Here is a 23308-nt window from a genome sequence, read left to right as displayed (position 1 = left end):
CAACCGTGAGTTGCGAATGGAATTGCTCGAAACCAATCAGCTCGAGAGCTCCGTGCAACGCAAGCTGCTTGGTGTGATGCGAGGGAACCTGACCACGGACGACGAAACGCCCCTGGACTTCCTCGACGCAGAGATTCCTGATCCGCCCGTGGGTCGACTGGCGGACGCGCCGTTCTACGAGGTCCGCGAGCGAGTCGGAGGCAGGAATCAAGACCGCAGGCATAGACACACTCTCCGGAAGAGGTCGGATGGGGAAGGTCACCGGCGACTGGCCATGGATCAGTCGAATCGATTCATCGGGAAGACACTTATCTTCGCAAGTGTGGGCGATCATGGCAAGGGAGTCGCTGAAAGCTTGAGGAAATATGGACAAATCAACCTCCATTCTCACCGCCAACTCAATTCCGCCCAGACTTCGCGGTCATGGTGTTTGACAGGGAATAGAACGAGACTCGTTGCGAGTCAAATCCCTCTCCTCCTCAGACGCACACAACCAGGGCGGAAGTTCGCGAAATCCGATCGAAAACCCACACGGTAGGGACTGGGTGAGGGTTGCTTCCGATTCGATCGTTCGATTCATCAAGGGGTTGCAAGAATCTTGTGCAATTCCAGGGCCAAGTCCCGAAGTATTTCGTTGTCCCAAGTCGTGACTGCGTCTTTCCAGCGATCCCAGAAGGGTTCACGGCCAAGTCCCGTTATCTCGCTCAGTCGACCTAAGTTATAGCCCAACTGGAGGATCGATCGAGAATCAGGGATCTTAAGTGCTACGATCCGGTCGATCGTCGCCAGGCAATGGATCTCTTGTGTCGATGGCATAATCGTTAAGATTGGTCTTCAATTTTTGTAAGCGAGCGTACCAACTTGCATCAACCGCGAAATCTTTGGGGCAACTGCCAAGAAATAGTGCGAGGGACGCTCAAGCATTCGACATCATCGTTGATTGATAAGCAACAGACCTTCGACGGCCTGAACCGGGGAATCGGCATGATCCTAATCCTCGCGCCTTCGAGCCAGCTCGACGATGAGGCGTTCGATGATGGTCCGAGGCGCGAGTTGTGACGAGCCCTTCAGATTGAGATCGACCTCGAGCAGTTGTCCCGGAAGTCGGTCGACTCGTGCGGGACCGAGGTGGGAATGCTGCCTCTGGGCTTGCTCGATCATCTTCGGGTAGGGGGGCATCCCGGCACGCTGACAAGCGTCCTTCAAGTCGACACGTTGACGACGCAACTGGCCGGCATGATGAAGTTTGCGTAATGACGCCGACATGGCAGCGAGCAGGCCGACCGGATGCTCGCCGCTCGCAATCAGGCGATCCATGTCCGCGAGGGCGGGGCCCATTGCGCCGGTGGTCGCAGCGTCCAGAACCTTCCAGATCGTCTCGACCCGGCCGGCCCCGACCATCCTGGCAACGTCCTCGACCCGGATTGCAGCTACATCACCGACGTAGACGGCGAGCTTGTCGACTTCAGTGGCGAGGATTCCGGGTTCGGGGCCGACGAGTTCCAGGAGGAGTCTGGCGGCCTCCTCGTCGAGCCTGACGGACTGCTCCTTGGCGTGCTGAAGCATCCATCCGATCAGGCCACGTTCGTCGGGTGTCTTGCAGTCGACGGCCAGGCCAATCTTCTCGACGATCTTGGCCAATCGGGTCGAACCGTTCCAGAGCTTCGCCATCAAGATCAGGACACCGGAGGAGGATGGCCTGTCGGCGTACGCTTCCAGCTCCTTGCGGTGCGCCGTGATGAACGGGTCGGCGTTGTCGACCACCACGACTCGACACTTCGAGAGGAACGGCAGAGTTCGCAGTTCGTCGAGCACGTCGGAAAGCCCGGCCGATTCGCCCGCGAACCTCGAGACGGCCATGTCGTCGGCCTGGTCGCCCAAGGTTGAGCGGACAATTGCGTGCAGCGCCTCGTGGCGAAGGTACGGATCATCGCCGAAGAGCGCGAAAACGGGCTTTTTTCCCGCCTTGGTCGGACTTCGGAGGAGTTCGAGCGCCAGCATGGGCTCGCGTCCCCTGGGAGAGGGGGTGTCAGGTCTGGCTTAGTCCTGCGAGGGACCTCTTGAGTCTATCACGCTCCGCTAACTTGCGGACAGAGAGACGGGCACGAGGTGTTGATCGGTCCCAGGCACCGGGGAGTCGTCCCACTCGGCCTCGACGCCGGCGGGCCAGGGCCCGAGATCGAGCTGAAAGCGGGCCGCCAGGCAGCGAGCGATGCGTTCGGCGGCCCAGCCATCGCCGTAAGGATTGGCGATCGGGACGTCGGCTCGCCCTCGGGCGGATCGCCATTCGCGATAAGCCGAGAGGATTGCACCGCGGTGGGGACCGACCAACCTCGCCAGGCCAGACCGGATCGCTTCGGGCCGCTCGGTGGCATCGCGGAGCACGAAGACGGTTTTGCCCAGTGCGGGGCCTTCTTCCTGGATTCCGCCCGAGTCGGTCAGGATCGCCTCGGCCCCGCTCATCAAGGAGACGAACTCGCGATAGCCGAGCGGCTCGGTCAGGATGATCCGAGGGGAGCCCGAGAGGCGGCCGAAGACGGCGTCTCGAACATGAGGGTTGGGATGTACGGGGAAAACGACCGACAGCCCGGGATCAAGTCGGACAAGTTCGAGGACCGCCTCGCAGATCTCGTCGATGGGTGCGCCGAAATTCTCGCGGCGGTGGGCCGTGACCAGCAGGTAGCGCGAGCCCTCGGGCATGATCCGATGCGAGGAACCACGGCCGCCGACTTCGCGAAGTGCATCGACGACCGTGTTGCCGGTGACGAGGATTGAGCTCGGGGAAATCCCCTCGCGTTCGAGATTCTGGCGGGCCTGGCTTGTCGGGGCGAAGTGGAGGTCGGCCAGGTGCCCGGCCAGCACACGGTGCTTCTCCTCGGGAAACGGCTCGTAGGCCCTCCCGGTCCTCAGGCCCGCCTCAACATGGGCGAACGCGATCTTTTCATAATAACAGGACAGAGCAGTCGCCAAGACGGTCGAAGTATCCCCTTGAGCGAGCACGAGATCGGGACGATATTCTCGAAACTCGGCCGTCAGGGCGACGAGGGCTCGGGCGGTCAAGTCAGCCAGCCCCTGGTCGGGCCTCATCAAGTCCAGATCACGGGTGGCGACGACGCCGAAATCGGCCAGGGCCTGGTCGAGCAGGCCCCGATGCTGGCCGGTGGTGATCACCTCGATGTGCAAGGACGGTCCGACTCGTCGTAAGCGCGCGATCACCGGGGCCATCTTGATGACCTCCGGGCGAGTCCCCAGTACGCACGTTATTCTCGGGCACGTCGGCAAGCGTCAGCTCCCTGCCGCGTTCGAACTCTTGTCATGGCCCGACAATGGAGCCAGGGGAAAGTACACTCCGGACCGAGTTTTCCTTCAAGACCATCTCGGACCGACGCGGCACCGATCATTCTTGACAAACGTGGGTTGACGATCGATGGACTCAACTTAGACTCAATTTAAACAAGCGTTTGAATCGCCATGGTCCATCGAAGTCGGTCAAATCTGGGGGTCCTCGCCGTGAATCCCGAACACCCCAGGGATCGAATCCTGCAGGCCGCCGTCCGCGTCTTCGCGGAGAAGGGATTCGAATGTGGCACGATTCGGTCCATCTGCAAGCTGGCGGAAGTGAACATCGCGGCGGTCAATTACTACTTCAACGACAAGGCGAACCTCTACATCGCGGCCGTGCTCCACGCCCACCAATGTCGGATCAACCTGCTTGAAATCGACCCGGAAGCCGAGCCGGCTGCGCAATTGCGCGTCTACATTCGTCACTTCCTTTGTAAGACGCTCGCCGTCGTCGAGGAGGGTGATTGGACTCAGGCGCTCATCCTTCGGGAGCTGATGGCCCCGACTCCGGCCACCGAGACCCTCGTGCGGGAAGGAAGTCGCCCGTTTTATGATCAGCTCCAGGGGATCTTGCGAAGGATCTGCCCCGATGCCAACCCGCGTCGGATGCACGCGCTGGCCTTCAGCGTGTTGGGGCAATGCCTGCACTATCGTCTCGTGCCACACATCTCATCGCGCTTGGCGAACGATCTTGATCCAAGCGAGTTGAACGTGGCGTTCCTGGCCGATCACATCAGCTCGATGACCCTGGCCGCCCTCGGGCTGCTCCCGCCCCTCGACAGCGCCGGCGAGACGGTCGCGGCCGTCGGTTCCGAGACGAGCGGGGATCCACGATGAGCTGGATCGCGTTGAAGATGCTTGTCGGCGACAGGGCCAAGTTTTACGGCATCGTCATGGGCCTCACCTTCGCGGCGCTCCTGATCACCCAGCAAGGGTCGATCTTCTGCGGCCTGATGCTGCGGACCGCGGGCCAGATCTCCGACATCACCGGGGCCGACCTCTGGGTGATGGACCCCAACGTCCGATTCATCGACGACGTCAAACCCATGATCGAGAACAATCTGTACCGGGTGCGCGGCGTCGAGGGGGTGCTGTGGGCCGTCCCGCTCTACAAAGGAAATGCTCGGGCCAAGCTGAACTCGACGGGCTACGACGGTACCCGGCACGAGGTCATCGAGCAGATCATCCTCCTGGGGCTCGACGACACCTCGATGGTCGGGGCCCCGCCGCCCCAGCGGATCCTGGAGGGCGACCTGATCAACCTCCGCAAGCCCGATGCGGTCATGGTCGACTCAACCCGCCTCCAGAAGCTCTATCCCGGCGAAGACTGGGGGCTGCTCGAGGCGAATGGCAAGCTCGCGACCAGTCTCTCGAAGGAGGTCCAGGCCCGATTCCTGGCTGCATATGGCTCGATCCCCGCGGGCGATGACGGACGCGTGAAGTTCTTCAAAACGTTCATCGGCCGCGACCTGGAGATGAACGATCGTCGGGCCGTCATCGTGGCCGTCTGCGAGGCAACTCGCACGTTCCAGTCGAATGCGGTCTTCTACACGACCTACAGTCGGGCCAAGCAGTACGCCCCTCAAGAGCGTAAGGTCCTTTCGTATATCCTGGCCAAGACTGAGCCGGGACTGGCGCCTCAGGACGTGGCCAAGCGCATCACCGAGCAGACCGACCTGGGGGCGAAGACCAGCGACGAATTCACCTGGATGACCATCGACTATTACTTGAAATATACGGGAATCCCCATCAACTTCGGCATCACCGCCGTCCTGGGTTTTCTCGTCGGCACCGCCATCGCTGGGCAAACGTTCTACAACTTCACGCTGGAAAACCTCAAGCAGTTCGGTGCTCTCAAGGCGATGGGGGCGACCAACCTGACCATCGTCCGGATGATCTTGCTCCAGGCCACCGTCGTCGGCTTGTTGGGTTACGGAATTGGCGTCGGGGCTGCTGCACTCTTCGGGGCGCGGAGCAAAGGTACGGAGCTTGCCTTCTATACACCCTGGCAGTTGCTGCCGATTACCGGCGTCGCTGTCGTCTTCATTTGCATGCTGGCGAGCATCCTGTCCGTTCGTCGCGTGATCGTCCTCGAGCCCGCTGTTGTCTTCCGCGGTTGAGCCACGCGAGTCGGATCGAGGATGTGGTATGACGAGCAGGTGGAGTCATGGAATTGATGGCGATCGCAACTCCATCGGGGATGACATCAACGGGCCTTGACCAGGAAGCCGACCCCGTCGCGGTCCGGGTCAGGGGCGTGGTCAAGACGTTCGGAGCCGGTGAGCAGAAGGTCCATGCCCTTCGGGGCGTCAGCTGCGAGTTTCAGAAGGGGAAGATGTCGATGATTATCGGCCCCTCGGGCTGCGGCAAGACGACCTTGCTCTCGGTCATTGCGGGGATCCTCAACCCCGACGAAGGGGCGGTCGAAATCTTCGGCAGCGACGTGACCGCGATGCGAGATCGCGAACGCACCCGCTTCCGGGCCAGAAGGATTGGCTTCGTCTTCCAGCAATACAATCTCCTGCCGGCGCTCACCTCCGCCGAGAATGCCGCGATCCCGCTGGTCATCGCCGGCATGAAGAAGGCCGAAGCGGTTGACCGCGCGCGATCGGTGCTTCAAAGCCTGGGCATGGGAAACAAGACCGAGAGCCTCCCCAACCAGCTTTCCGGCGGCCAGCAGCAGCGCGTCGCCATCTCCAGGGCGCTGGTGCACGAGCCCAGCCTCCTCGTCTGCGACGAACCCACAGCCGCTCTCGACCACGAGACCGGACAGACCGTCATGGAATTGCTGCGTGAAGCCGCGGTGCGCGTTGACCGATCGGTGGTCGTTGTCACGCACGATAACCGCGTCTTCCATTTCGCCGACAGGATTGTCCGGATGGACGATGGACGGGTGGCCGAGATGCGAGACCAGGTGCCCGGGCTTGCCCCGGCACACCCTGATGATTGATCGAACCGATCTGGAGGCCGGCGCCCGGCCGAATTCCGCCGGCATTCCCACTCACTTGAAAGGCGGAGACCCGAGATGGTCCCACGCTACGTCCTGCCCCTGCTGGCCGTCGTCGGCCTGGCCTATGCGATCTTCAGCGTGGTCGAAGCTCGCAAGGCATCGCCCACCTCGCTTCCGATCGTCGTGCCGCCAACTCGCCCGAGCAGCGTCCGGGCCATCGCGGGCGCGGGTTTGATTGAGGCCCGGTTGGAGAATATTCCGATCGGCGCGACGATCCCCGGAGTCGTCGTCGAGGTCTTCGTCAAGATCGGAGATCGAGTCAAGAAAGGGCAACCCCTCTTCAGGCTCGACGACCGCGAGTATCAAGCCGAGTGCAAAGTCCGCGAGGCGGCGTTGGCCGCATCCAAGGCGCAACTTCGAAAGCTCGAAGCCGCTCCCAGGCAGGAAGATCTCCCGCCCTTGCGTGCCGCCGTCGAGGAAGCCCGCGCCCACCTCGCCGACGCGGAGGCCGCGGCGGGCCGCTCCGAGCGGCTCTATGCCAAGCAAATGGTGCCCGCCAGCGACTACGATAAGGACCGCTTCACCGTGAGCGGGGCCCGCGCCGCACTGGCCAAGGCCGAGGCCGACCTGAGGAAGATGGAAGCGGGCACCTGGAAGGAAGACCTCGAGATCGCCCGGGTTTCGGTCCTCCAGGCCGAGAGCCTGGTCGAGCAGGTCCGGAGCACGCTCGACCGGCTGGTCGTCCGCTCATTGGCCGATGGCGAGATCCTGCAGGTCAACGTCCGCCCCGGACAGTACGCCGCGCTCGTCTGGAAAGAGCCCCTCATCATCCTGGGGGATCTCCAACGCCTGCACGTCCGCGTCGACATCGACGAGAACGACCTCCCCCTCTTCGACAAGAAGGCCGAGGCGATCGCGACTCTCAAAGGTCGACCGCAGGTACGATTCAATCTCGAGCTCTACAAGATCGAACCTTATGTCATCCCCAAGAAAAGCCTGACCGGCGACAACTCCGAGCGCGTCGACACTCGAGTCCTCCAGGTCGTCTACGAGTTGCCCGATCCCCACCCCGACTTCCTGTATGTCGGTCAGCAGATGGACGTCTATATCCGCGCGGCCAGGCCCAGGGCCGACCTCCCTCTCGAACCCGACGCGCAGCGTAGGCTCCCCTTCGAGGAGCCGTACACGCCCCCAAAGAGTCGAACGCCCGCCTCCTGAACGTCTCGGCTCACGCTAGGAGATTACCCGATCAACGGCCCTTCGACTCGGACGCATCCGGCGTGGTTTTGCGAACCGTCGTGGCAGGGGGCACGACCTCGAACTTGACGACCTGGGTCGCGACCTGGCCCCCGTCCCGCTCGTCGCGCAGGATGATCTCATACTCGTACTCACCCGGCCGCAACTGCTTCAGTGCAACCGTATTGGTGAGATAGACCGTGCCAGGTGACTTGGTGGTGTCGACGTCATAGTCGAGCAGCTTGCTCTTCTTCCAGATCACCGTCTTGCTGCCCCGACGCCTGATCTGCCCGTCTTGGGTCAGGTGGAGGAAGTACCGCTCCCCCTTCGAGTCCACCCTGTAATTAAGCGGCTTGTAGTAGACGAGCAGTTTCTCGTCGGCCGTAAGGCTCGGGGAAGACCGCGCTTCGAAGTCCTCGAATCCATGGATCGTGCTGCAAACCACGGCCTCGGTCATCGACAGGTCGGTGGCCCCGGGCTCGTCGTCTGCCGCGCCCGCTATGTGGGCGGACACGAGGAGCATGGCCAACATGAAGGCCCAACGATCGGCATGCAGCAACGTCCGGCGGTCGTCCATGGCTGATCTCCCCCTGGAGGTGATTTCAGCCAGGCTACCTGAGAGAGGCGGGGCGATCAACCACTTTGGAACGCGACCGCGACGGCCTATCGCTCACCACGATAGAAGGGGACTTGACTCGGCCGGTTGTGACGGCGGGGCAAGACAGTCTCATGATGCACGATGTCGGAGGGCGGGTCGGGCAGGAAGTGCACTGCATCTCGACTGGCGGGGCGGGAGCGTCGATGAAATGAGGCGGCGGCCCGAGGGATCGGACCGCCGCCTTCTCATGGATGGGAGTTGACGGATGCTTCCCAAGGATCGGGATGTACGCTCAGGCCGAGGCGCGACGACGTCGCGACCGCCAGAGTGCGCCACCCAGCAGGACCGAACCCCAGGCCACGACCGTGGTGGGCTCGGGAACCTGCGGGCTGAGAGGCCCGATCCTGGTCAGCGGGACCGAATCCTCGCCGGCCACGATATCGTCGGGCGAGCCGGCGAAGGCCTGGACCCAGAAACCCTTCGACGGGTCGAGTCCGACAATCTTGCTGAAGTTCGTGATCGTGAACTCGAAGCCGGGGTGCTCCGCCGACGGGTCGAAGGCCAGGGCCCCCATGTGGTCGGTCAGCGTCTTGCCGTAATTGTAGGCAATCCCCATGTTGGACGGCTTGTAGGCGGCGACATTGAAGCCGTTGATGCCCGTTCCCGCCTGCGACTTGTCGGCCGGCACGCCAGCGATCAGGACCGGAGCCCCGGCCTTGCTCAGCCCGCTGGCAGAGTCGGGCGCGAAGGCCACGGAGATCGACTTCCGGCCACCCAGGTGGGCCAGGTCAATTCCGCCGGAAGCCAACGTTTTAGCGTCGGCCGAGCCGGGGTCGCCATTGCCGTCGGAGTCGCCGGCGATCCCGAAGAAGTTGACGCCGACGAACATCGTGTCGGTCTTCTGGTCGTACGACAGGCGCATGTCGTTGATGCTCCAGCCCGAGGTCCAACCTCGGTCGGTCATCCACTTGGCCTGGGCGACATGGCCTGCACCTCGGTTGATCTGGACCGTGTTGGAGGTCTTCGAGATCACCATGTCGTTGGCGACGTTACCAGTAAAGTTGATGGCGTCCGCGGATGCGGCCCGTACGCCCGACAGCGCGGCGACGGCAAGGCACCAGCGGAACACTCTTCGGCGAACCATAACGAGTCTCCTTCCACGTTAAGGTGTTCAGCTCAGACATCCCCGGCTCGCCGACCTCGCTCGCGGGGTAGGCCGGTCGGGGATGGATCGCGGGGCTACTCGTCCGGATCGATCGGCGGCCTTGAGGCCACTCCCACCGGACTCCCCTCCGGTGTGCGAGACAGGACGCTCTCGCGCCACGGTTGGTCCTCTGGCCGATCCTCGGCCTTCGGATCATCCCAACTTCTCGTGCCGCTCAGTCACTCCGCGGGTCGCACGCGGTCCAAGTTTGAAAGGACGTAAGCGCGATGTCGTTGTACACGAAACTCGCGAAGCTCGTTGGATCGTGGCGGCATCGTCGCGGTGGTGTGAAGACCGCGCAACGGGCCGTCGTCTCCTTCGAGCATCTCGATCATCGGAAGCTCCTGGCCGTCAACTTCACGGGAAACGTCATAACCGACTTTCCCGCTACAATGTCCCCGGGCGTTGTCGTCATCCCCGATAGCCCCGCGGTCGTCCACCCCTTGATTCCCGCGCTCATTGAGAGCGACGTGAAGGTCTCGGGCCTGGACATCAACGAAATCCGGGTTTCCTACACGCCCGCGGATGATACCCTCAGCATTGGGCTGGGACAGCCCGATAATCAAAAGACGGGTCAGCCGGTCATCTCCGGCGACACCGACAACAACCTCGACTCATCTTCCGTCGCCGACAGCGTCCTCGCGATCGAGCCCAGCTTCATCGACTTCCCCGACCTTCGCGGCTCGGAGACGATGGGGGCCATCCTCGACCTGAATAGCGACGGCATCCCCGATATCGTGGCTGGTATCGCCAGCGACGCCGGGGTGCCGAAGACATACCAGGTTGCCGACGCGACGGTCAACCCCAGCTTCCCATCGACGATCCCCGGTTTCGGCACGCTTAGGCCGGAATATGCGGGTAATGTCTACCTCGTCAACGACCCTGCCCACCCCAACTTCGAATTCAGCATCAAGAATTTCTCGCAGCTCTACAAGCTCAAGACGGGCGCCGACCTGACCGCGACAAGCACCTTCAAGGTCGGTGCATTCGGCAACTCCAATGACGACGACGGGATCAGCGAGGCCTACTTCCCGCCCGCTCCGGTGACCCTTGGTGACGCGACGCCGCCCGTCGTCCCACCCCCGGTCTGCCCGCCCGTCTCGCCGCCTATTCTGATCAATCCCCACTCGGGCCGCCATATTAATACGGCGCACCCGACTTATATCCGTGTCTCAGTTCTGGGGACGTCGGGCTTCGACGTGACCCAGATCGACCCGGCCACGGTGCGGTTCGGAGGGGCGGAGCCGGCTTTCGACTTCACCCGGAACATTAATAAGGACGGGTTCCTCGACCGGACCTTCGTCTTCAGGGGCCTCGATGTCGATCTGCCGCCGGGCTACACCTCCGGGACGATCACAGGAGCGCTGACCGACGGGACGACGACCTTCTCAAGCTCCTCGCCGGTCTTCAACCGCGATGAGTCGTTCTACTCCGAAGCCGACCTGGCCGCCGCGGCCGCTCGCAGGGCCAAGAATCAAGATGCCCTGATCGACCGAGGCCTGCTCAGCCCGACGACCGCGACCACGGCTGCCCAGGTCGTTCAAACCTCCTCCCCGGATGATGTGACCGACGCGGCGCTCGAAGCCTTGATCATCACCCCAGGTGCGGCATCCCCGCAGTCTTCCAGCCTTGCCCCGATGAATACCGTGAAGATCAACCAGAGGTCGGCCCTCGCCGACCTGGCCGTCGCCACGGCGTCTACCCCGAAGGCCAGCAACGCCGCGATCCTGTCCTCCTCGAAAGCGAAGAACTCGACCTACTCCGTCAACTACAACTCGACCTCGGCGTCCTGATCGACCTCTCCCAGCCCGGGCCGCCCCTCGTCCGCGATCAACGCGGCGGGGGGCGGCCCGGTCGTGCAGAGGTGAGGGCATTGCCTCGCCTCCTGGCGAATCGTGACGCCGTTGCGGCCGAGTTGCTAGAATGAACATCGCGAGGCGACGTCGGCCAAGGTTCGTGGCGGGGGCGTGTCATGTTACGGATCAGCGAACGGCTCTCGATCCCGATGGACGAGTTCACGTTCGAGTTCGCCCGCTCTGGTGGTCCCGGCGGGCAGAACGTCAATAAGGTAAACTCCAAGGCCCTCCTCCGCTGGGCGCCGGGCCGCAGCCCCAGCCTCAGCGAGCCCGTCCGAGCCCGATTGCTCGCCAAGCTCCGCTCGAAGCTCACGACGGAAGGGGAGTGGCTGGTCACCTCGCAGAAAACCCGCGACCAGTCGCGGAACATCGACGACTGCCTGGAGAAGGTCCGGCTGGCCGTGCTGGCCGCGCTGACCCCACCCACGCTCAGGCGTGCGACCAAGCCCACCAAGGCCTCCCAGACCCGCCGCGTCGATGACAAGGTCCGACGCTCCGAGACCAAGAAGCTCAGGCGAGGGCCCTCGTCGGAATGATTCCGCGCGAAATCTCGCCCCGACCGCCCCACCCCGGAGGATTGAACATGGCGGCCGAACGCAACTACTCCCCGCATCAGCAGAAGATCATCAAGCGCTATTACGAGAACTCCGAGGGTCTCCAGTTCCAGAAGCTCTCCCAACTCGTCGGGGACCTCTACCTGGCCGACGCCAAGAAGCAAGATCGGCTCTGGAAGCAAGTTGCCGAGTCGCTGGCGAAGCTCGAATTTCCCGCGACACGCATCGCACATCTTCTGGAGAAACGAGACCCGACCCTGCTCGCGGGCGTGCTCAAGGAAATCGACGGCAAGGCCTGAGACGCGGCCCGAGGCCCACCCGAAGACGATTCGAAGATGGACGGGATTCGGATGTCTTTCGTGATGAACTGTTTTGGAGTCCACCGCTGGCTCCTGTACAATTCAGCCTCCGTCACGGACTTCTCCATGAAGGAGAGCATCTCATGAGCCTCGCGCAGCGCGTCCGGGATTATCGATACGCCAAAGGTTGGGGCCCCGACGAGCTCGCAAGTCGGGCGAACATCTCCCGGACCGCGCTCTACCAGATCGAGAGCGGGAAGACCGAGCTACCTCGCGCCGCGACGGTCCGGCGAATCGCCCGTGCCTTCGGGATCGCCGTCGAAGTCCTCCTCGAACATGAGACGCTCGTCGGCCTGCCCGCCGATGACTACATCACACCCTTCGCGAGGGCCGACCTCGATGCTCATCACGCAACGGCCCTTAACGCGGAATCCGAGTTGCACTCGAAGGTAACCGACCTACTCCGATCACCCCTGGCCGATGGACTCGTCAGCGTCGTGCAGGGGATGCACGGGATGCTCGTCTCATCTCGACCGGCATCATCGTCGAATTCGGAGCACGGCTGAATTTCGTGGGGTAAACTGGCTCAAGGTCGGATGCGATTCGGACGAGATGTCCGTTTTTCGCTGGCCACCCCAAAGAGACCGCACCCATGAATCGCCGGGCCTATCGCCTGGCCGGCCTCTGCGCCGGCCTCATCCTCGCTCAATCGTCGCTCGGATCCGTCCAGGCCTGGGCCGGGGGGCGATTCTTCGGCAGACGTCAGCCCGTCGTGATTGCCCCCGTGCAGACGGCCGCCGTCCGACCCGCGGCGCAACCGAGAGATCCGATTCTCGGGACCTTCTACCCCACTCCCTACATGACCGTCCGCGGTAATATGCCGACCGGCGGCGGCTACTCACCCCTGGGGGTCGGCGGCAGCGACACCAGCCTCGATGTCTACGGCCCGCTCTCTTCGTTGCGGACCGTCGCCGCCCCCATCGTCACCTATAACCGCGGCTACAACGGAGTCGTCACGGCCAACGAGGGGACGACATTCACCACCCCGTACCTGCCGTCGGCCTCGCCGGCCATCTATCCGACTCGCGGCCAGAACTACTACGGGTTCCGCAACCAGCCAACTCCGCCGCAGTGGGATAGCCCCATCAACTGGATCGACCAGAACTGAGGCCGGGGCAACGTGTTCGAAGCCGGTTTCAGACGCGGCTATTGATGAAGAGCAGGATCAGGGTCGTCGCGACGAGAATCCCCAGGATCGTCGCGGCGAGCCGTCCCGCCCCGGCCCAGATCAGTCGCCAATCTTCGTGCCTCGACGCGGAGTAGACCAGGCTGATGGCGGCCACCAGGGGCAAGACGAACCAATAAACATGAATCATGGCGAACATCAAGGGGTCGCCTCCGCGGTCAGGCCGCCCATCGGCGCCGGCTTCTCATCGACCCTGGCGGCGGCCGGGTCGTCCTGATGTGCCGGGCCTGCGTATGCGTCGTAGATCGCCAGGATATTGAGCAGGCCGGCAACGACGGTATAGATCGAGCTGATCTCAACCAGCTTGCCGAGTCGGGCGTATTGCCCATTGATGATAGCCTGAGTGGGCTCGGCAAAGAGTCCGCCCATCACGGCTTCGTGACCGTAATGCCTCAAGGTCGCCTGGAGCAGGCCCAAGGCGCCGGGCAAGCCGACCCAGAACTGGCCGAGGAAGTGCCACCGAAACTTGTCGGGGTTGAAGACGGGAGTGGACCAGGTCCAGAAACCCATCTTCCACTCACCCACGATCATCCCCGTGAGGTAGAGGCCCAGGATACACGTCGCGTAGAGCGCCGCCTTGCCGTATCGGCCCTGATAGGCATGACCCAGGCCCGGAACGAGCCAGGCCAGGACCGCGGCCTTCGCCGGGTCACGAAGCGGAACGGTCGTCGCGTGTTGAGTCATCCTGAACCGCCCAGTCCCATGTTGGCCACCGGGTCCGTCATCCGCGACAGCCCCTGAGTTCCATGCATCCTAACCGGTCTCGACTCGCTATCGCTAGAGACGCTCAGGCGACCAAGCCGGGCCGTGTGAGCTGATCGACCGAATCCCGCTCGACGAGCTTCAGTCGCTGGTGGCTCGTCGCCAGCATGGCCAGGGACGCCAGCCGTTCGAGCCTGCGGGGGTTTCCGCCCGAGGTTCCATGCAGGGCCACGAGGGCACCGTGGGTGAAGGTCTCCGCCGAACGGCCTCCTCGACCCAGCTTCTCGACCAGATATCCGGCCGCCTCCTGAAATCCCAGGGGGGCAATGCGAGCGATCAGATCGGCCTGATCGTCGCCGGAAGTCTCCTCCGATGAACGACCTGAATTCACGACGGTCAGCCCTGTTCCGGCCTGTTCCAGGCCTCGCCAGAAGTCGGCTGCCGCCCCGATCTCGGCAAGTCGCTCATCCTCGTCAACGGCGATGATGACGCGTAACCCCTGGCGACGGCAACGCTCCAAGGCCTGTCTCAAAGTTGACCAGTCGTCCTGAGCGTTGGAAGCCAGACGCATTACCCCGACAAGCGACTCCGCGAGACGTCGGAGACAATCGGCCGGGGAATGACCGGCGCCAATTCGGATGAGTCGCCTCGTGGGATGCCTCACTTCGGCCATTGCACGCTCAAGGACCCTGGATTTCCCCAGGCCTTCCTCGCCACGGACGCAGACACGACGCAGGCCGGTCTCGACGGCGTAACGGATTCGGGCGATGGCCTCCTCGTGCGTGGAAGTCGGCACGTAGCAGGTCCCCGACCCCTGAAACGGATCGCGTTTCAGGCCCCACTCGCTCCATCCTGATTCGCTCATCGAGGACTCTCCCGGCGGTCTGTTCCCCGCGTCCTACGATCCTCGGTACGATACTCCGCAGCCGCCTCGAATGACGCCGATCCTGGGGAGCGAAAGACCTTTGCACGACCGAGCTTATGTCCCGGATCCTCTCCAGCCTGGCAAACTGACTCTCGGCGGCGACGAGGCACGCCACCTGGCCCGCGTCCGTCGCGCCGAGGTGGGCGACCTCGTCGATCTCTTCGATGGGCAGGGCGCCGCGTACTCCGCGCGGATCGTTGGCCTGGGTAAGGAACGGGTCGACCTGGAGGTGCTCCCGGAACCGATCCCCGACCGAATCCCGGTGCCGAGGCTCACGCTCGCGACGGCCATCCCCAAGGGAGATCGGATCGACTGGCTCGTCGAGAAGGCCACCGAACTCGGAGTCGATCGGCTCGTGCCGCTGGTGACGACGCGTTCGGTGGTCGATCCGCGCTCGACCAAGCTCGATCGGCTGCGTCGGACGGTCATCGAGGCCTGCAAGCAGTGCGGTCGGAACCGGCTCATGAAGATCGATGCTCCGACCCCTTGGGCTGAGTTCGCCCGATCGAACGCCGGGGCCACGCGCCTGCTGGCCGATCCAGGCGGGGTCAACGTGGCGACGCTTCTGGAGCCATTCCCGACGGACGCCTGCCTGGCGATCGGCCCGGAAGGGGGCTTCACGGACGAAGAGGTGAAACTCGCCGGGTCGCTCGGATGGCAGTCGATCACACTCGGTCCGACGATCCTGAGAATCGAAACGGCCGGACTGGTCGGGGCCGCCTCGATCTTCAATTCGTTCGGACGGCCCCGCTGAGAAGTCGTCGGCAGGTTCAGGTCCACTGGCCGTCGGATTTGTCCTGATAGATGGACCAGACGAAGCCATCGGGGTCGCGCAAGGCAAATTCACGCCATCCCCAGGCCTGGTCGACGGGCTCCTCGGAGACGCTGAGCATCGCGCCTTCGTCCAGACAGTGCTGGTAGAAGGCGTCCACGTCGTCGACCCGGATCTGGAGGTGGATACCGACGCCGAGCCGGTTGCCGTCGAACTCCTCGGCGTGCTCGTCCTGCGGGTGCAGCATCAGGGAAAACGCACCGATCCGAAGGATCGCCAGGCTGATCGGCCCCCCCTCGACCTCGGTGTGCACCTGGGCCACCTCGGCCCCGACGATCTCGTTGTAGAACTCCATCGACTTGACCACGTCTTCGCAGTACAGGAAGACGCTGGTGACCTGTCCGTTCATGCCCGTCTCCCCGAGGACGACTCGTCCCGAAATCCCCTTGAGGGGCGGACCTTACCGCGTATTCGGGCGGGAGGCAACGCGAACCCGCTCACTCAACGCTCACATGGATCGAGTTGCCCGTCAGGCGGCTCATCGGCCGGCCGCAGCAGCTCAATTTCTGGTCGGGCGGCTTGCACGTACAGGGGACGATAATCTCGATCTCCGACCCGCATTTCGTGCAACCGAGCCGCTGACCGGTCGGCATGGCCTGCGTGTTCACGGCGGCTTCTTGTTCGGGCATGGGTGGGGCTCCCTTGTGTCTTGATGAGGGCGGCCTATCCCGAATGCAAACCGCGGACCTAACCCTCCTTGCCGCTCGCTCAAGGGCTGGGCGGTTCGTCGGCGAAGAAATCGACGACCTCGCGGATGGCAGGGAGGAGGAATCCGGCCACCGAGTAATGGCCGCAATCGTACCAGCGGATCGGCGGTCGGCCGGCCGCTTCCCAGAGCACGCGGGTGCAGTCAGGCGGGATCACCTCGTCGGCGTTGCCGGCGAACATCACCACTCGCTTGCCGATCAGGCCGGCAGCGGTCGTCAGCGGGTCGACCGGCCGCATGACCTCGATGAGCTGGGCCTTGGTACGACCTGCGGAGATCCAGAGCTCCCGCACCTTCCGGCTCTCGGGCATGCTCCAGAGCGCCTCGGCGAGGTTGCCACCGGCCATGACAAGGGCCGCCCGATGGATGCTGGGATCAACCGACGCGACCAGCGAAGAGACGATCCCCCCCAAGCTGATCCCCGTCACACCCAGGCGAGACGCTTCGACGTCGGGTCGGCTTGCCAGCCAGGTTGCCGCCCTGCGGACGTCGAGCACCCCCTGTCGCATCGACAGGACCGAACGGTCCACGTTCGCCGAGAGCAGCCGTTGCTCGCCGCCGACCGGCCGACGCTCGCCATAATAGGGCAGCTTGACGAACAGGGCCGCGACTCCGCGCTCGGCCAGCCTGGCCGCCAGGTAGCGGGAGAGTGGGAAGTCGGCCCCGAGGATATGCAACACGACGACCCCTGGGTGCTTGCCCGGAGACTTCGGCCTGAAATATTCGGCGTGGACCGTGTTATTCGCCTCGTCGGGCGTGACGATCGGCGACGGGAACCGCAGGCGTTCGACCGTGTACAGGCCGGCGTCCTGCCAGCCTTCCAGCTCGTAGTGAAATTCCGCCGCTTCCAGCCGGAATCGTTCGGGGACCGAAGCTTCGGCCTTCAAGGGGACGAACGCGACAACGCCACGCTCGGCGGGGGGTGCTGCGATCAGGACGAGGCTCAGGCTCAAGATCCAGGATCCCATCGTTTCCCCTGCTGGGCCTCGGGTTGCCGGTTTCAGGTCCGACTTGTAAAGTACGCCGCGATCCTGGGTCCGGGAAAGGGAGTTCCCGCCGTGCCGAGACCGAGACTGCCGCTGGACACCCTCAGACCCGAGCGCGTCTGCCTCATCAAGCCCAGCAGCCTGGGCGACGTTGTGCACGCGCTTCCCGCGCTGGAAGCCCTCCGCCTTCTCTGGCCGTCCGCGAGGATCAGCTGGGTAGTCAACCGGTCACTCGTCGGGTTGCTGGAGGGTCACCCCGCGCTCGACGAGGTCATCCCGTTCGACCGCGCCGCCGCCAAGGTTTCGTCGGCAGGCCTGGCCTCGATCGCCGGGTTCGGTCGTGTGTTGCGTTCGAAGCGATTCGACGTCGCCATCGACCTCCAGGGCCTCCTCCGCTCAGGCCTCATGACCTGGGCCACCGGCGCCCCGGTCCGTGTCGGCCTGGCCGAAGCCCGCGAAGGGGCGACCCAATTCTATGACCGGACCGTCGCCACGCCACCAGGCACGACCCACGTCGTCGACAAACTGCTCGCCGTCGCGCACGCATTCGGGGCACCCAAGTCGCCGGCAAAATTTCGCGTCGCCTGCCCCGAGGACGATCGCGCCTGGGCCAACAGGACGCTCGCCCCGATCGCCGGCCCTCGACTCGTCCTGAACGTGGGCGCACGCTGGCTGACCAAACGCTGGCCCCCCGCCCATTTCGCCGAGCTGGCGCGTCGGGCTTCCGAAACCTTCGGGTGCGGCCTCGTCGCGGTCGGCGCGCCCGAGGACAGGCCCCTCGTCGACGAACTCGCGGCATCACTCCGTGGCCTGCCACTGCTCGACCTCTGCGGGACGACGAACCTCACACGCCTGACGGCCGTCCTGGCCGAGGCCGATCTCGTCCTGTCCAACGACACAGGGCCGATCCACCTGGCCGCCGCCGCGGGGGCAAGGGTGCTGGGCATTTACACCTGCACCAGCCCCGAGAAGACTGGGCCGTACGGGCCGCGTTCCCGGAGCATCCAGAGCTGCGTCTGGTGCGCCCCCAGCTTCGTGAAAACGTGCGACCGGCTCGAATGCATGAGCGAGCTAAGCCCCGATCGCGTCTGGGCCGCCCTCTATCCGATGCTTGCCGAGGTCTCCGACTCCCGAACCTCGGCCGCCTGACCGCCGGGCACGCGGACAAACCAGGCCATCAGGCCGATCGCGAGCACCTGGAACGCCACCAGCGGGACGAACGCAATCCAGCGGTCCCGTTCCGCCACCCCGGCAATCCATCCGGGGGCGACCAGGTCGATTACCGTCTTCTCGAACCTCCCGTGGAACGACCAGGGGGGGATCGGCCTGCCGCTCCAGAGCGGCCAGACACCGTCCAGGAATGGGTTCTCGATCGGGTTGGGGATGCGGCCCCCGACTCCCTGATACAAGAAGACGATCACGGCCCCTAGGAGCGCCAGCCCCGCAGCGGCCCAGGTCCAGCGTCGCTTGCCCCATGCGAGTAAGGCGGCCACCGGAATCATGCCGAACGGCAGCAGGGGGACCAGCAGGCGAGGCCCGGTCGACCAGCCGCCGGTCCATTCCGGATAGCTCAGGTTGACCCAGAAGACGGACAGGCAGACGAGCATCGGCGTGAGCAGCCAGGCCCAGGCCCGCCGGCGGACGAGGACGATCACACCCGGCGTGGCCAGCAGCAAGATAGGGGCAGTGCGGAAGATCCCGCGCGTCGGCCCCCAGAGCAGCTTGGTGGCGACCGACCAATCCGGCCGCGTCAGGCCCAGCGGATTCTCCTTGTTGTGGACCTTGGCGAACTGCTCCGTGATCAGGTGGAAATAGCCCATGTCGAAGGGCGAGCTGAACGCTGCCGCGTTGTAGCCCAGCAGTAAGAACGTCGGCATCAACGCCCCGGCGCCGAATGCGAACATGGCCCCGACCGGCCTCCTGCGTGCGATCACCTGCACCACAAGGTCCAGGCCCAGGATCGCGGAGACCGGGCCAACTTGCAGCTCGATGACCGACGCATAAGCCGCCAGGAATCCGGCCGTGGCCAGCCACAACGTCGTAGCGCCGCCGATCACCCCTCGAAGGATCAGAAACGAAGCCAGCAAGGCGAACGCCGCCGGCTGATGGCCATAGCTCATTGTCGCGTAGACGTACGCCGGCGTTGCCAGCCCGTAACCCAGGCCGACCAACACCGAAGTCCGCGGCCCGCACCCCATCCGAAGGGCCAGCCGGGCAAGCAACGCCCCGATCGCCGCCGTCGCCAGGCCCGAGACTCCCAGCGTCACCCAGTAATCCGCGGGCCAGTACGCAAACCCTTTCACTCCCAGCGGATGAGGCGGGAGGCCCAGGGTCCATCGTGCCGCCGAGTAAGGGACCAGCCCCAGCACGGAGAAGCCGGGCATCTTGTCCGTGTAATGCCGACCGCGGTAGACCGCGATATCGTGCGTCTGGTCGTCAAGACCATCGATGACGATCGTCCCCCGGTCGACGATCGCGTACGTCAGCATCAGCCGAGAAGCCGAATTCCAGTCACGGCCATGCCAGAACCAGGCGTAGCTGGCCAGCAGGATGACGAACGTCCAGACCTCGGGGCGGCGCGACCAGCCTGCGATCATCGGGGAAAACTCCCGGCGACGACGTTCGGTCGCAGCCATCGGTAGAGACTGCAAAGTCCGAGCGCTCCGAGCAGAGCCATCGAAGGCTGGATCGACAAGAAATAGCGGTCCCAGGCCAGCGGGATGAACGCAGTCACGACCAGCACCGCGAGGCTAACCTGGACCGCGATGAGCAGCGCCGTCGGTGGCCGGCCGTTTAATCGGTCATCCAGGATCCGTCGAATCAGGAAGAATGCCCCGACCATCAAGCCGAAGCCCCAGGGCAGGGCACCCCAGTCCTGGGCCCGGTCGAATCGCTTCGTCGAGTCGGAATGCGCAGGCCCGAACGGACCGAAACGCCCCAGGCCCTGGACCAACATGACCGAGACCTTGGCCGGCAGGGTCGTCAGCGCGTCGTTGGGAAATTGCTTCGCGGCCCCGCTCGAGACTCCGACCCGATGGTCGGCCACGTAGCGTGCCCTCTGCATGATCCCCATCTCGGCGATCTTCGAATCCTCGCCGCCGAGCCGAACCGCCGGGTTGGCCGTCAAGAATGGGTTTCCCAGCGCGAAGGTTAGCAGGCCGACGCATCCCGCCAGCACGGTCGCCGAGGCGATGGTCCATTTCCGACCTGCGGGCCATGACCGGACGAAGAAGACGGCCGCAGACCAGGCCACGACGGTCATCAAAGCGAGCGATCCGTTGAGCTTCGAAAGGACCGCGAGCCCGCCGAGAATCCCCACGCCAACCCAGACCAAGAACCGTGCGAGACTCCATCGTCCAGCTCGCACGATCAGGAAGAGCGCCAGGGCTTCGGTCGCCAGAATCAAGGCTTCCGCGGGCACGTCGGACATGGCACGGCGGGAGTGCAAGGCGTAGAGCGGATTCAAGGCCAGCAGGATTGCCGCGACCAGGCCCACGGCTCGCCCGAAGGCCACGCTCCCCAGGGCGAAGAGGGCCACGCAGCCGAAGGCTCCGAACACCGCGGTTGGCCAGCGGGCGGCGATGAGCATCGATCGCGGCCCTGCGGCGTACGACGTGTTCCGGTACCACTCCACCGCGGCGGCTCGCTTGGGACGCGCGTACCCCTGAGACATCAGGGAGAGGCCGATCGTGTACTTCGGCAGGGGGGGCAGGTCATAGGCCGGGTAGTCCAGCCACATCCGATCGTCCCAGTTCCCCGAGAGATACAGATCGGCATAGTACGACTGACTGACATAAGCCCACTCGTCGACGAACGCGTCCTCGCCCGGAATTCCGACGAAGAACCAGAGCAGGGCGGAGAGCCCGATTGCCGCCCCCCAGGTCCAGCCGCGTGTTTTGAGGCTTGCGGGCCGGGTCGTGCCGATTTGGGGGATCATGACGGATGAAACGTCCTCGTTAAGATTGATGACTGGGCAAGGTTCGCGGGCACCTTTTTGTCATAAGGTCAATCATATTCTAGAAATCGGCCTCATTTTTTTGCAACCGGGGGATCATCGGCTATGGTTCAGCGACCGGCCTCCGACGAGGCGGTCTGCCCAACCAGCAAGGCCGACCGGGTCTTCCCGGATGACCTTAGCGAATGGGTGCTGCCCGAACGACTGGTTCGCCGCGACGAGGGACCGGGCGTTGCCCGGCACCACGAAACGGCGTGAACGATGAACATCCTGCGACCCGACACCCGCGCCAAGAGCGTCCCGCGTCGACCGGCCCTTATTTCCTGGCTTGCACCGAGTTTCTCGAGGCGGCATCCCCTGGATGTGCGATTTGAGGGCATTCGGAGATCGGCCGAGGAACTCTGCCCGGGCGATGGAACGATGAGGCCAGGCCGTCCCGGCCGACCTCAACTTCCCTCGCGTGACCTGTCCGTTCTTTGCGCCGAGCGAGAGCGTCTGCGACGAGCCTTCGGGCATGTCGACGGCGTTCGAGCGGGGTCTCGGTCGATGGAGGGGGAGCCTGCGATGAGACGAATCGGGGTGATCTTCGGCGGACGTGGCCGGGGACGACCGGCCTCGGGTTATTTCCGCCTGGCCGCGGCGGCATTGCTTGCGGTCGCGACGCTGGCGCAGACCGGTTGCCAGCTGGGCGGCTGCGGCGGCTGCAATGGATTGGGTGCCCGCTCCGTATTGTCGGGCGTCGGGGCCAAGTTCCGTGAGCTCGGCTCTCGCATCTTCCACTGCAAGTCGGGGCGGATCGTCGCCGCGGCGGCGGATTGCGGGTGCGGCGGCGAGTCGATGCCCATCGAGTACGGCACCCCGGGCGTGATCGTGGCTCCTGGCGCCGTCATCCAGGGCACTCCCTCGACGGTCGTCCCGGACATCTCGCCCCTGGAGTCGTCCCCGATTCAGCCGGGTGGCATCGAGCCGGCGCCCACGACCAAGGGGGCCGCTGCCTCCCCGGCCGGGAACAAAACTTCTTACGAGGCCGCCCGCCCCCAATCTCGGGGGGGGCGTTTCGCGCGTGGGCCCGAGGCCACGCGTACCAATTATCCGGCCGCCAAGCCTGCCGCCGAGCCCAGCCCGCTCGACAATCTCCCCCCGCTGGACCTGCCCAGCGAGGTGACCGAGGCGAGCAAGCCCAAGCTCCTGGGCGAGGCCAACCCGGTCCCCGCCCCGGCGCCCGCGACCCCGACCGCCGCGCCCGAGCCGCCAGCGACTCCGGCCACCGATGCCACCCCGCCGCCGATCCCCGCCGCCTCGCAATCCAAGGCGCCCGGGATCGCGCGGTTCGTTTCAGTCGCCCCCGAGGTCGCCGGCGGCAGCCTGCCCGCCGCCGAGGGCCTCGAATGGCTGGCGAAGATGGGCTACAAGACGATGATCGACCTCCGCGAAACCTCCGAGATGTCCCCCGCCTTCATTGAAGCCGTGACCCAGCGTGGGCTCCGTTATGTTCCCCTCCCCGTGTCGCTGAAGACCCTGGATGCCGATCATCTGAGCCGTTTCCGATCCGAGCTGGCGATGAGCAAGGGCCTGGCATATTTCTTCGACGGGGACGGTAATCGCGCAGGGGCGGTCTGGTATGCCGACCAGATGGCCTCGGCCAAGGTCGACGAGGCGACGGCTCGCCGACAGGCGAAGGAACTGGGGACCTCGGACGAGGCCTGGATCCTCGCGGCCTCACAACTGGTCACCGGCCTGCGCCCGACACCCTCGACGTCCGCCGCAGCCGCCAATCCGGCCGAGCCAGCAACCACCCCGCCGGCGCCGCTCCCACGCGAAGCCGCCGCCGAATCCGGCAATACTCAAGCAAACGCCGCCGCTGCCGCGACCTCCGGCTTCGCGGATCTTGGCCGATAAGGTCCCGCCGCCGCTCCG

At 64.5% G+C, this 23308-nt stretch carries 25 protein-coding genes; 13 read left to right on the top strand and 12 right to left on the bottom strand.

Annotated features, from left to right (window positions below):
* Positions 1 to 990: 990 nt before the first annotated feature.
* Both holA and wecB read right to left on the bottom strand, forming a co-directional pair.
* Positions 991 to 2001, bottom strand: a complete 1011-nt coding sequence (holA, locus tag EP7_RS19165) for a DNA polymerase III subunit delta (RefSeq protein WP_463523628.1) — start codon at positions 1999 to 2001, stop codon at positions 991 to 993.
* Between the two features lie 78 nt (positions 2002 to 2079).
* A complete protein-coding gene (gene wecB / locus EP7_RS19160) occupies positions 2080 to 3282 on the bottom strand; it encodes a non-hydrolyzing UDP-N-acetylglucosamine 2-epimerase (RefSeq protein ID WP_463523626.1) in 1203 nt (400 codons plus the stop codon).
* A 228-nt stretch (positions 3283 to 3510) separates the two neighbouring features.
* Here wecB and EP7_RS19155 point away from each other — a divergent pair, with 228 nt between their 5' ends.
* The 4 genes from EP7_RS19155 to EP7_RS19140 all read left to right on the top strand — a co-directional run bounded on the left by EP7_RS19155 (position 3511) and on the right by EP7_RS19140 (position 7510).
* Complete coding sequence (locus EP7_RS19155; protein ID WP_463523624.1) at positions 3511 to 4179, top strand: TetR/AcrR family transcriptional regulator; 669 nt, start codon at positions 3511 to 3513, stop codon at positions 4177 to 4179.
* Positions 4176 to 5462, top strand: a complete 1287-nt coding sequence (locus EP7_RS19150) for an ABC transporter permease (protein ID WP_463523622.1) — start codon at positions 4176 to 4178, stop codon at positions 5460 to 5462. Before EP7_RS19155 ends, EP7_RS19150 begins: the two co-directional genes overlap by 4 nt.
* A 56-nt stretch (positions 5463 to 5518) precedes the next feature.
* On the top strand, positions 5519 to 6292 hold the full coding sequence (locus EP7_RS19145) for an ABC transporter ATP-binding protein (RefSeq protein ID WP_463523620.1): 774 nt from the start codon (positions 5519 to 5521) through the stop codon (positions 6290 to 6292).
* Positions 6293 to 6367: 75 nt separating this feature from the next.
* Entirely contained in the window at positions 6368 to 7510 is a 1143-nt protein-coding gene (locus tag EP7_RS19140; protein WP_463523618.1) for an HlyD family secretion protein, read from the top strand.
* A 31-nt stretch (positions 7511 to 7541) separates the two neighbouring features.
* On the opposite strand, the gene EP7_RS19135 is transcribed toward EP7_RS19140, so the two are convergent.
* Both EP7_RS19135 and EP7_RS19130 read right to left on the bottom strand, forming a co-directional pair.
* Positions 7542 to 8105 (bottom strand): hypothetical protein, encoded by a 564-nt coding sequence (locus EP7_RS19135; protein WP_463523616.1) that lies wholly within the window; start codon positions 8103 to 8105, stop codon positions 7542 to 7544.
* Between the two features lie 313 nt (positions 8106 to 8418).
* Entirely contained in the window at positions 8419 to 9270 is an 852-nt protein-coding gene (locus tag EP7_RS19130) for a hypothetical protein (protein WP_463523614.1), read from the bottom strand.
* 287 nt (positions 9271 to 9557) lie between these two features.
* Here EP7_RS19130 and EP7_RS19125 point away from each other — a divergent pair, with 287 nt between their 5' ends.
* The 5 genes from EP7_RS19125 (at position 9558) to EP7_RS19105 (ending at position 13207) form a co-directional block, all read left to right on the top strand.
* Positions 9558 to 11123: a hypothetical protein gene (locus tag EP7_RS19125; RefSeq protein ID WP_463523612.1), complete on the top strand. Its 1566-nt coding sequence runs from the start codon at positions 9558 to 9560 to the stop codon at positions 11121 to 11123.
* A gap of 179 nt (positions 11124 to 11302) precedes the next feature.
* Positions 11303 to 11722: an alternative ribosome rescue aminoacyl-tRNA hydrolase ArfB gene (gene arfB / locus EP7_RS19120; RefSeq protein ID WP_463523610.1), complete on the top strand. Its 420-nt coding sequence runs from the start codon at positions 11303 to 11305 to the stop codon at positions 11720 to 11722.
* 47 nt (positions 11723 to 11769) lie between these two features.
* Positions 11770 to 12039 carry a hypothetical protein gene (locus EP7_RS19115; RefSeq protein WP_463523608.1) on the top strand — a complete coding sequence of 90 codons (270 nt, stop codon included), beginning with the start codon at positions 11770 to 11772 and terminating at the stop codon, positions 12037 to 12039.
* Between the two features lie 143 nt (positions 12040 to 12182).
* Positions 12183 to 12605 carry a helix-turn-helix transcriptional regulator gene (locus EP7_RS19110; protein ID WP_463523606.1) on the top strand — a complete coding sequence of 141 codons (423 nt, stop codon included), beginning with the start codon at positions 12183 to 12185 and terminating at the stop codon, positions 12603 to 12605.
* A gap of 86 nt (positions 12606 to 12691) precedes the next feature.
* Complete coding sequence (locus EP7_RS19105; protein WP_463523604.1) at positions 12692 to 13207, top strand: hypothetical protein; 516 nt, start codon at positions 12692 to 12694, stop codon at positions 13205 to 13207.
* A 28-nt stretch (positions 13208 to 13235) separates the two neighbouring features.
* On the opposite strand, the gene EP7_RS19100 is transcribed toward EP7_RS19105, so the two are convergent.
* The 3 genes from EP7_RS19100 to EP7_RS19090 form a co-directional block, all read right to left on the bottom strand.
* On the bottom strand, positions 13236 to 13424 hold the full coding sequence (locus EP7_RS19100) for a hypothetical protein (protein ID WP_463523602.1): 189 nt from the start codon (positions 13422 to 13424) through the stop codon (positions 13236 to 13238).
* Positions 13424 to 13969, bottom strand: a complete 546-nt coding sequence (locus tag EP7_RS19095; protein WP_463523600.1) for a DUF6677 family protein — start codon at positions 13967 to 13969, stop codon at positions 13424 to 13426. Before EP7_RS19095 ends, EP7_RS19100 begins: the two co-directional genes overlap by 1 nt.
* Positions 13970 to 14072: 103 nt before the next feature.
* Positions 14073 to 14852 carry an AAA family ATPase gene (locus EP7_RS19090; RefSeq protein WP_463523598.1) on the bottom strand — a complete coding sequence of 260 codons (780 nt, stop codon included), beginning with the start codon at positions 14850 to 14852 and terminating at the stop codon, positions 14073 to 14075.
* Between the two features lie 100 nt (positions 14853 to 14952).
* On the opposite strand from EP7_RS19090, the gene EP7_RS19085 reads away from it, so the two are divergent.
* Positions 14953 to 15666 (top strand): RsmE family RNA methyltransferase, encoded by a 714-nt coding sequence (locus EP7_RS19085; RefSeq protein WP_463523596.1) that lies wholly within the window; start codon positions 14953 to 14955, stop codon positions 15664 to 15666.
* 16 nt (positions 15667 to 15682) lie between these two features.
* Here EP7_RS19085 and EP7_RS19080 read toward each other — a convergent pair whose 3' ends face one another.
* From EP7_RS19080 to EP7_RS19070, 3 genes are all read right to left on the bottom strand, one after another.
* Complete coding sequence (locus EP7_RS19080) at positions 15683 to 16093, bottom strand: VOC family protein (protein WP_463523594.1); 411 nt, start codon at positions 16091 to 16093, stop codon at positions 15683 to 15685.
* Positions 16094 to 16181: 88 nt separating this feature from the next.
* Positions 16182 to 16373: a hypothetical protein gene (locus EP7_RS19075; protein WP_463523592.1), complete on the bottom strand. Its 192-nt coding sequence runs from the start codon at positions 16371 to 16373 to the stop codon at positions 16182 to 16184.
* 79 nt (positions 16374 to 16452) lie between these two features.
* Positions 16453 to 17403 (bottom strand): alpha/beta hydrolase, encoded by a 951-nt coding sequence (locus EP7_RS19070; protein ID WP_463523590.1) that lies wholly within the window; start codon positions 17401 to 17403, stop codon positions 16453 to 16455.
* A gap of 105 nt (positions 17404 to 17508) precedes the next feature.
* On the opposite strand from EP7_RS19070, the gene EP7_RS19065 reads away from it, so the two are divergent.
* Positions 17509 to 18585: a glycosyltransferase family 9 protein gene (locus tag EP7_RS19065; RefSeq protein WP_463523588.1), complete on the top strand. Its 1077-nt coding sequence runs from the start codon at positions 17509 to 17511 to the stop codon at positions 18583 to 18585.
* Here the strand turns inward: EP7_RS19065 and EP7_RS19060 are convergent.
* Positions 18537 to 20033, bottom strand: a complete 1497-nt coding sequence (locus tag EP7_RS19060; RefSeq protein WP_463523586.1) for a hypothetical protein — start codon at positions 20031 to 20033, stop codon at positions 18537 to 18539. The genes EP7_RS19065 and EP7_RS19060 overlap by 49 nt on opposite strands.
* Positions 20030 to 21373, bottom strand: a complete 1344-nt coding sequence (locus tag EP7_RS19055) for a glycosyltransferase family 39 protein (RefSeq protein WP_463523584.1) — start codon at positions 21371 to 21373, stop codon at positions 20030 to 20032. The genes EP7_RS19060 and EP7_RS19055 overlap by 4 nt, the downstream gene beginning before the upstream one ends.
* 123 nt (positions 21374 to 21496) lie before the next feature.
* Here EP7_RS19055 and EP7_RS19050 point away from each other — a divergent pair, with 123 nt between their 5' ends.
* Complete coding sequence (locus EP7_RS19050; RefSeq protein WP_463523582.1) at positions 21497 to 21649, top strand: hypothetical protein; 153 nt, start codon at positions 21497 to 21499, stop codon at positions 21647 to 21649.
* A 306-nt stretch (positions 21650 to 21955) separates the two neighbouring features.
* Positions 21956 to 23290: a fused DSP-PTPase phosphatase/NAD kinase-like protein gene (locus tag EP7_RS19045; RefSeq protein ID WP_463523580.1), complete on the top strand. Its 1335-nt coding sequence runs from the start codon at positions 21956 to 21958 to the stop codon at positions 23288 to 23290.
* Positions 23291 to 23308 lie beyond the last annotated feature (18 nt).

The sequence above is a fragment of the Isosphaeraceae bacterium EP7 genome, assembly GCA_038400315.1.
Taxonomy (GTDB): Bacteria; Planctomycetota; Planctomycetia; order Isosphaerales; family Isosphaeraceae; genus EP7.
The sequence above is the reverse complement of the archived record's forward strand: the minus strand, read 5'-3'. Positions and strand labels throughout refer to the sequence as shown.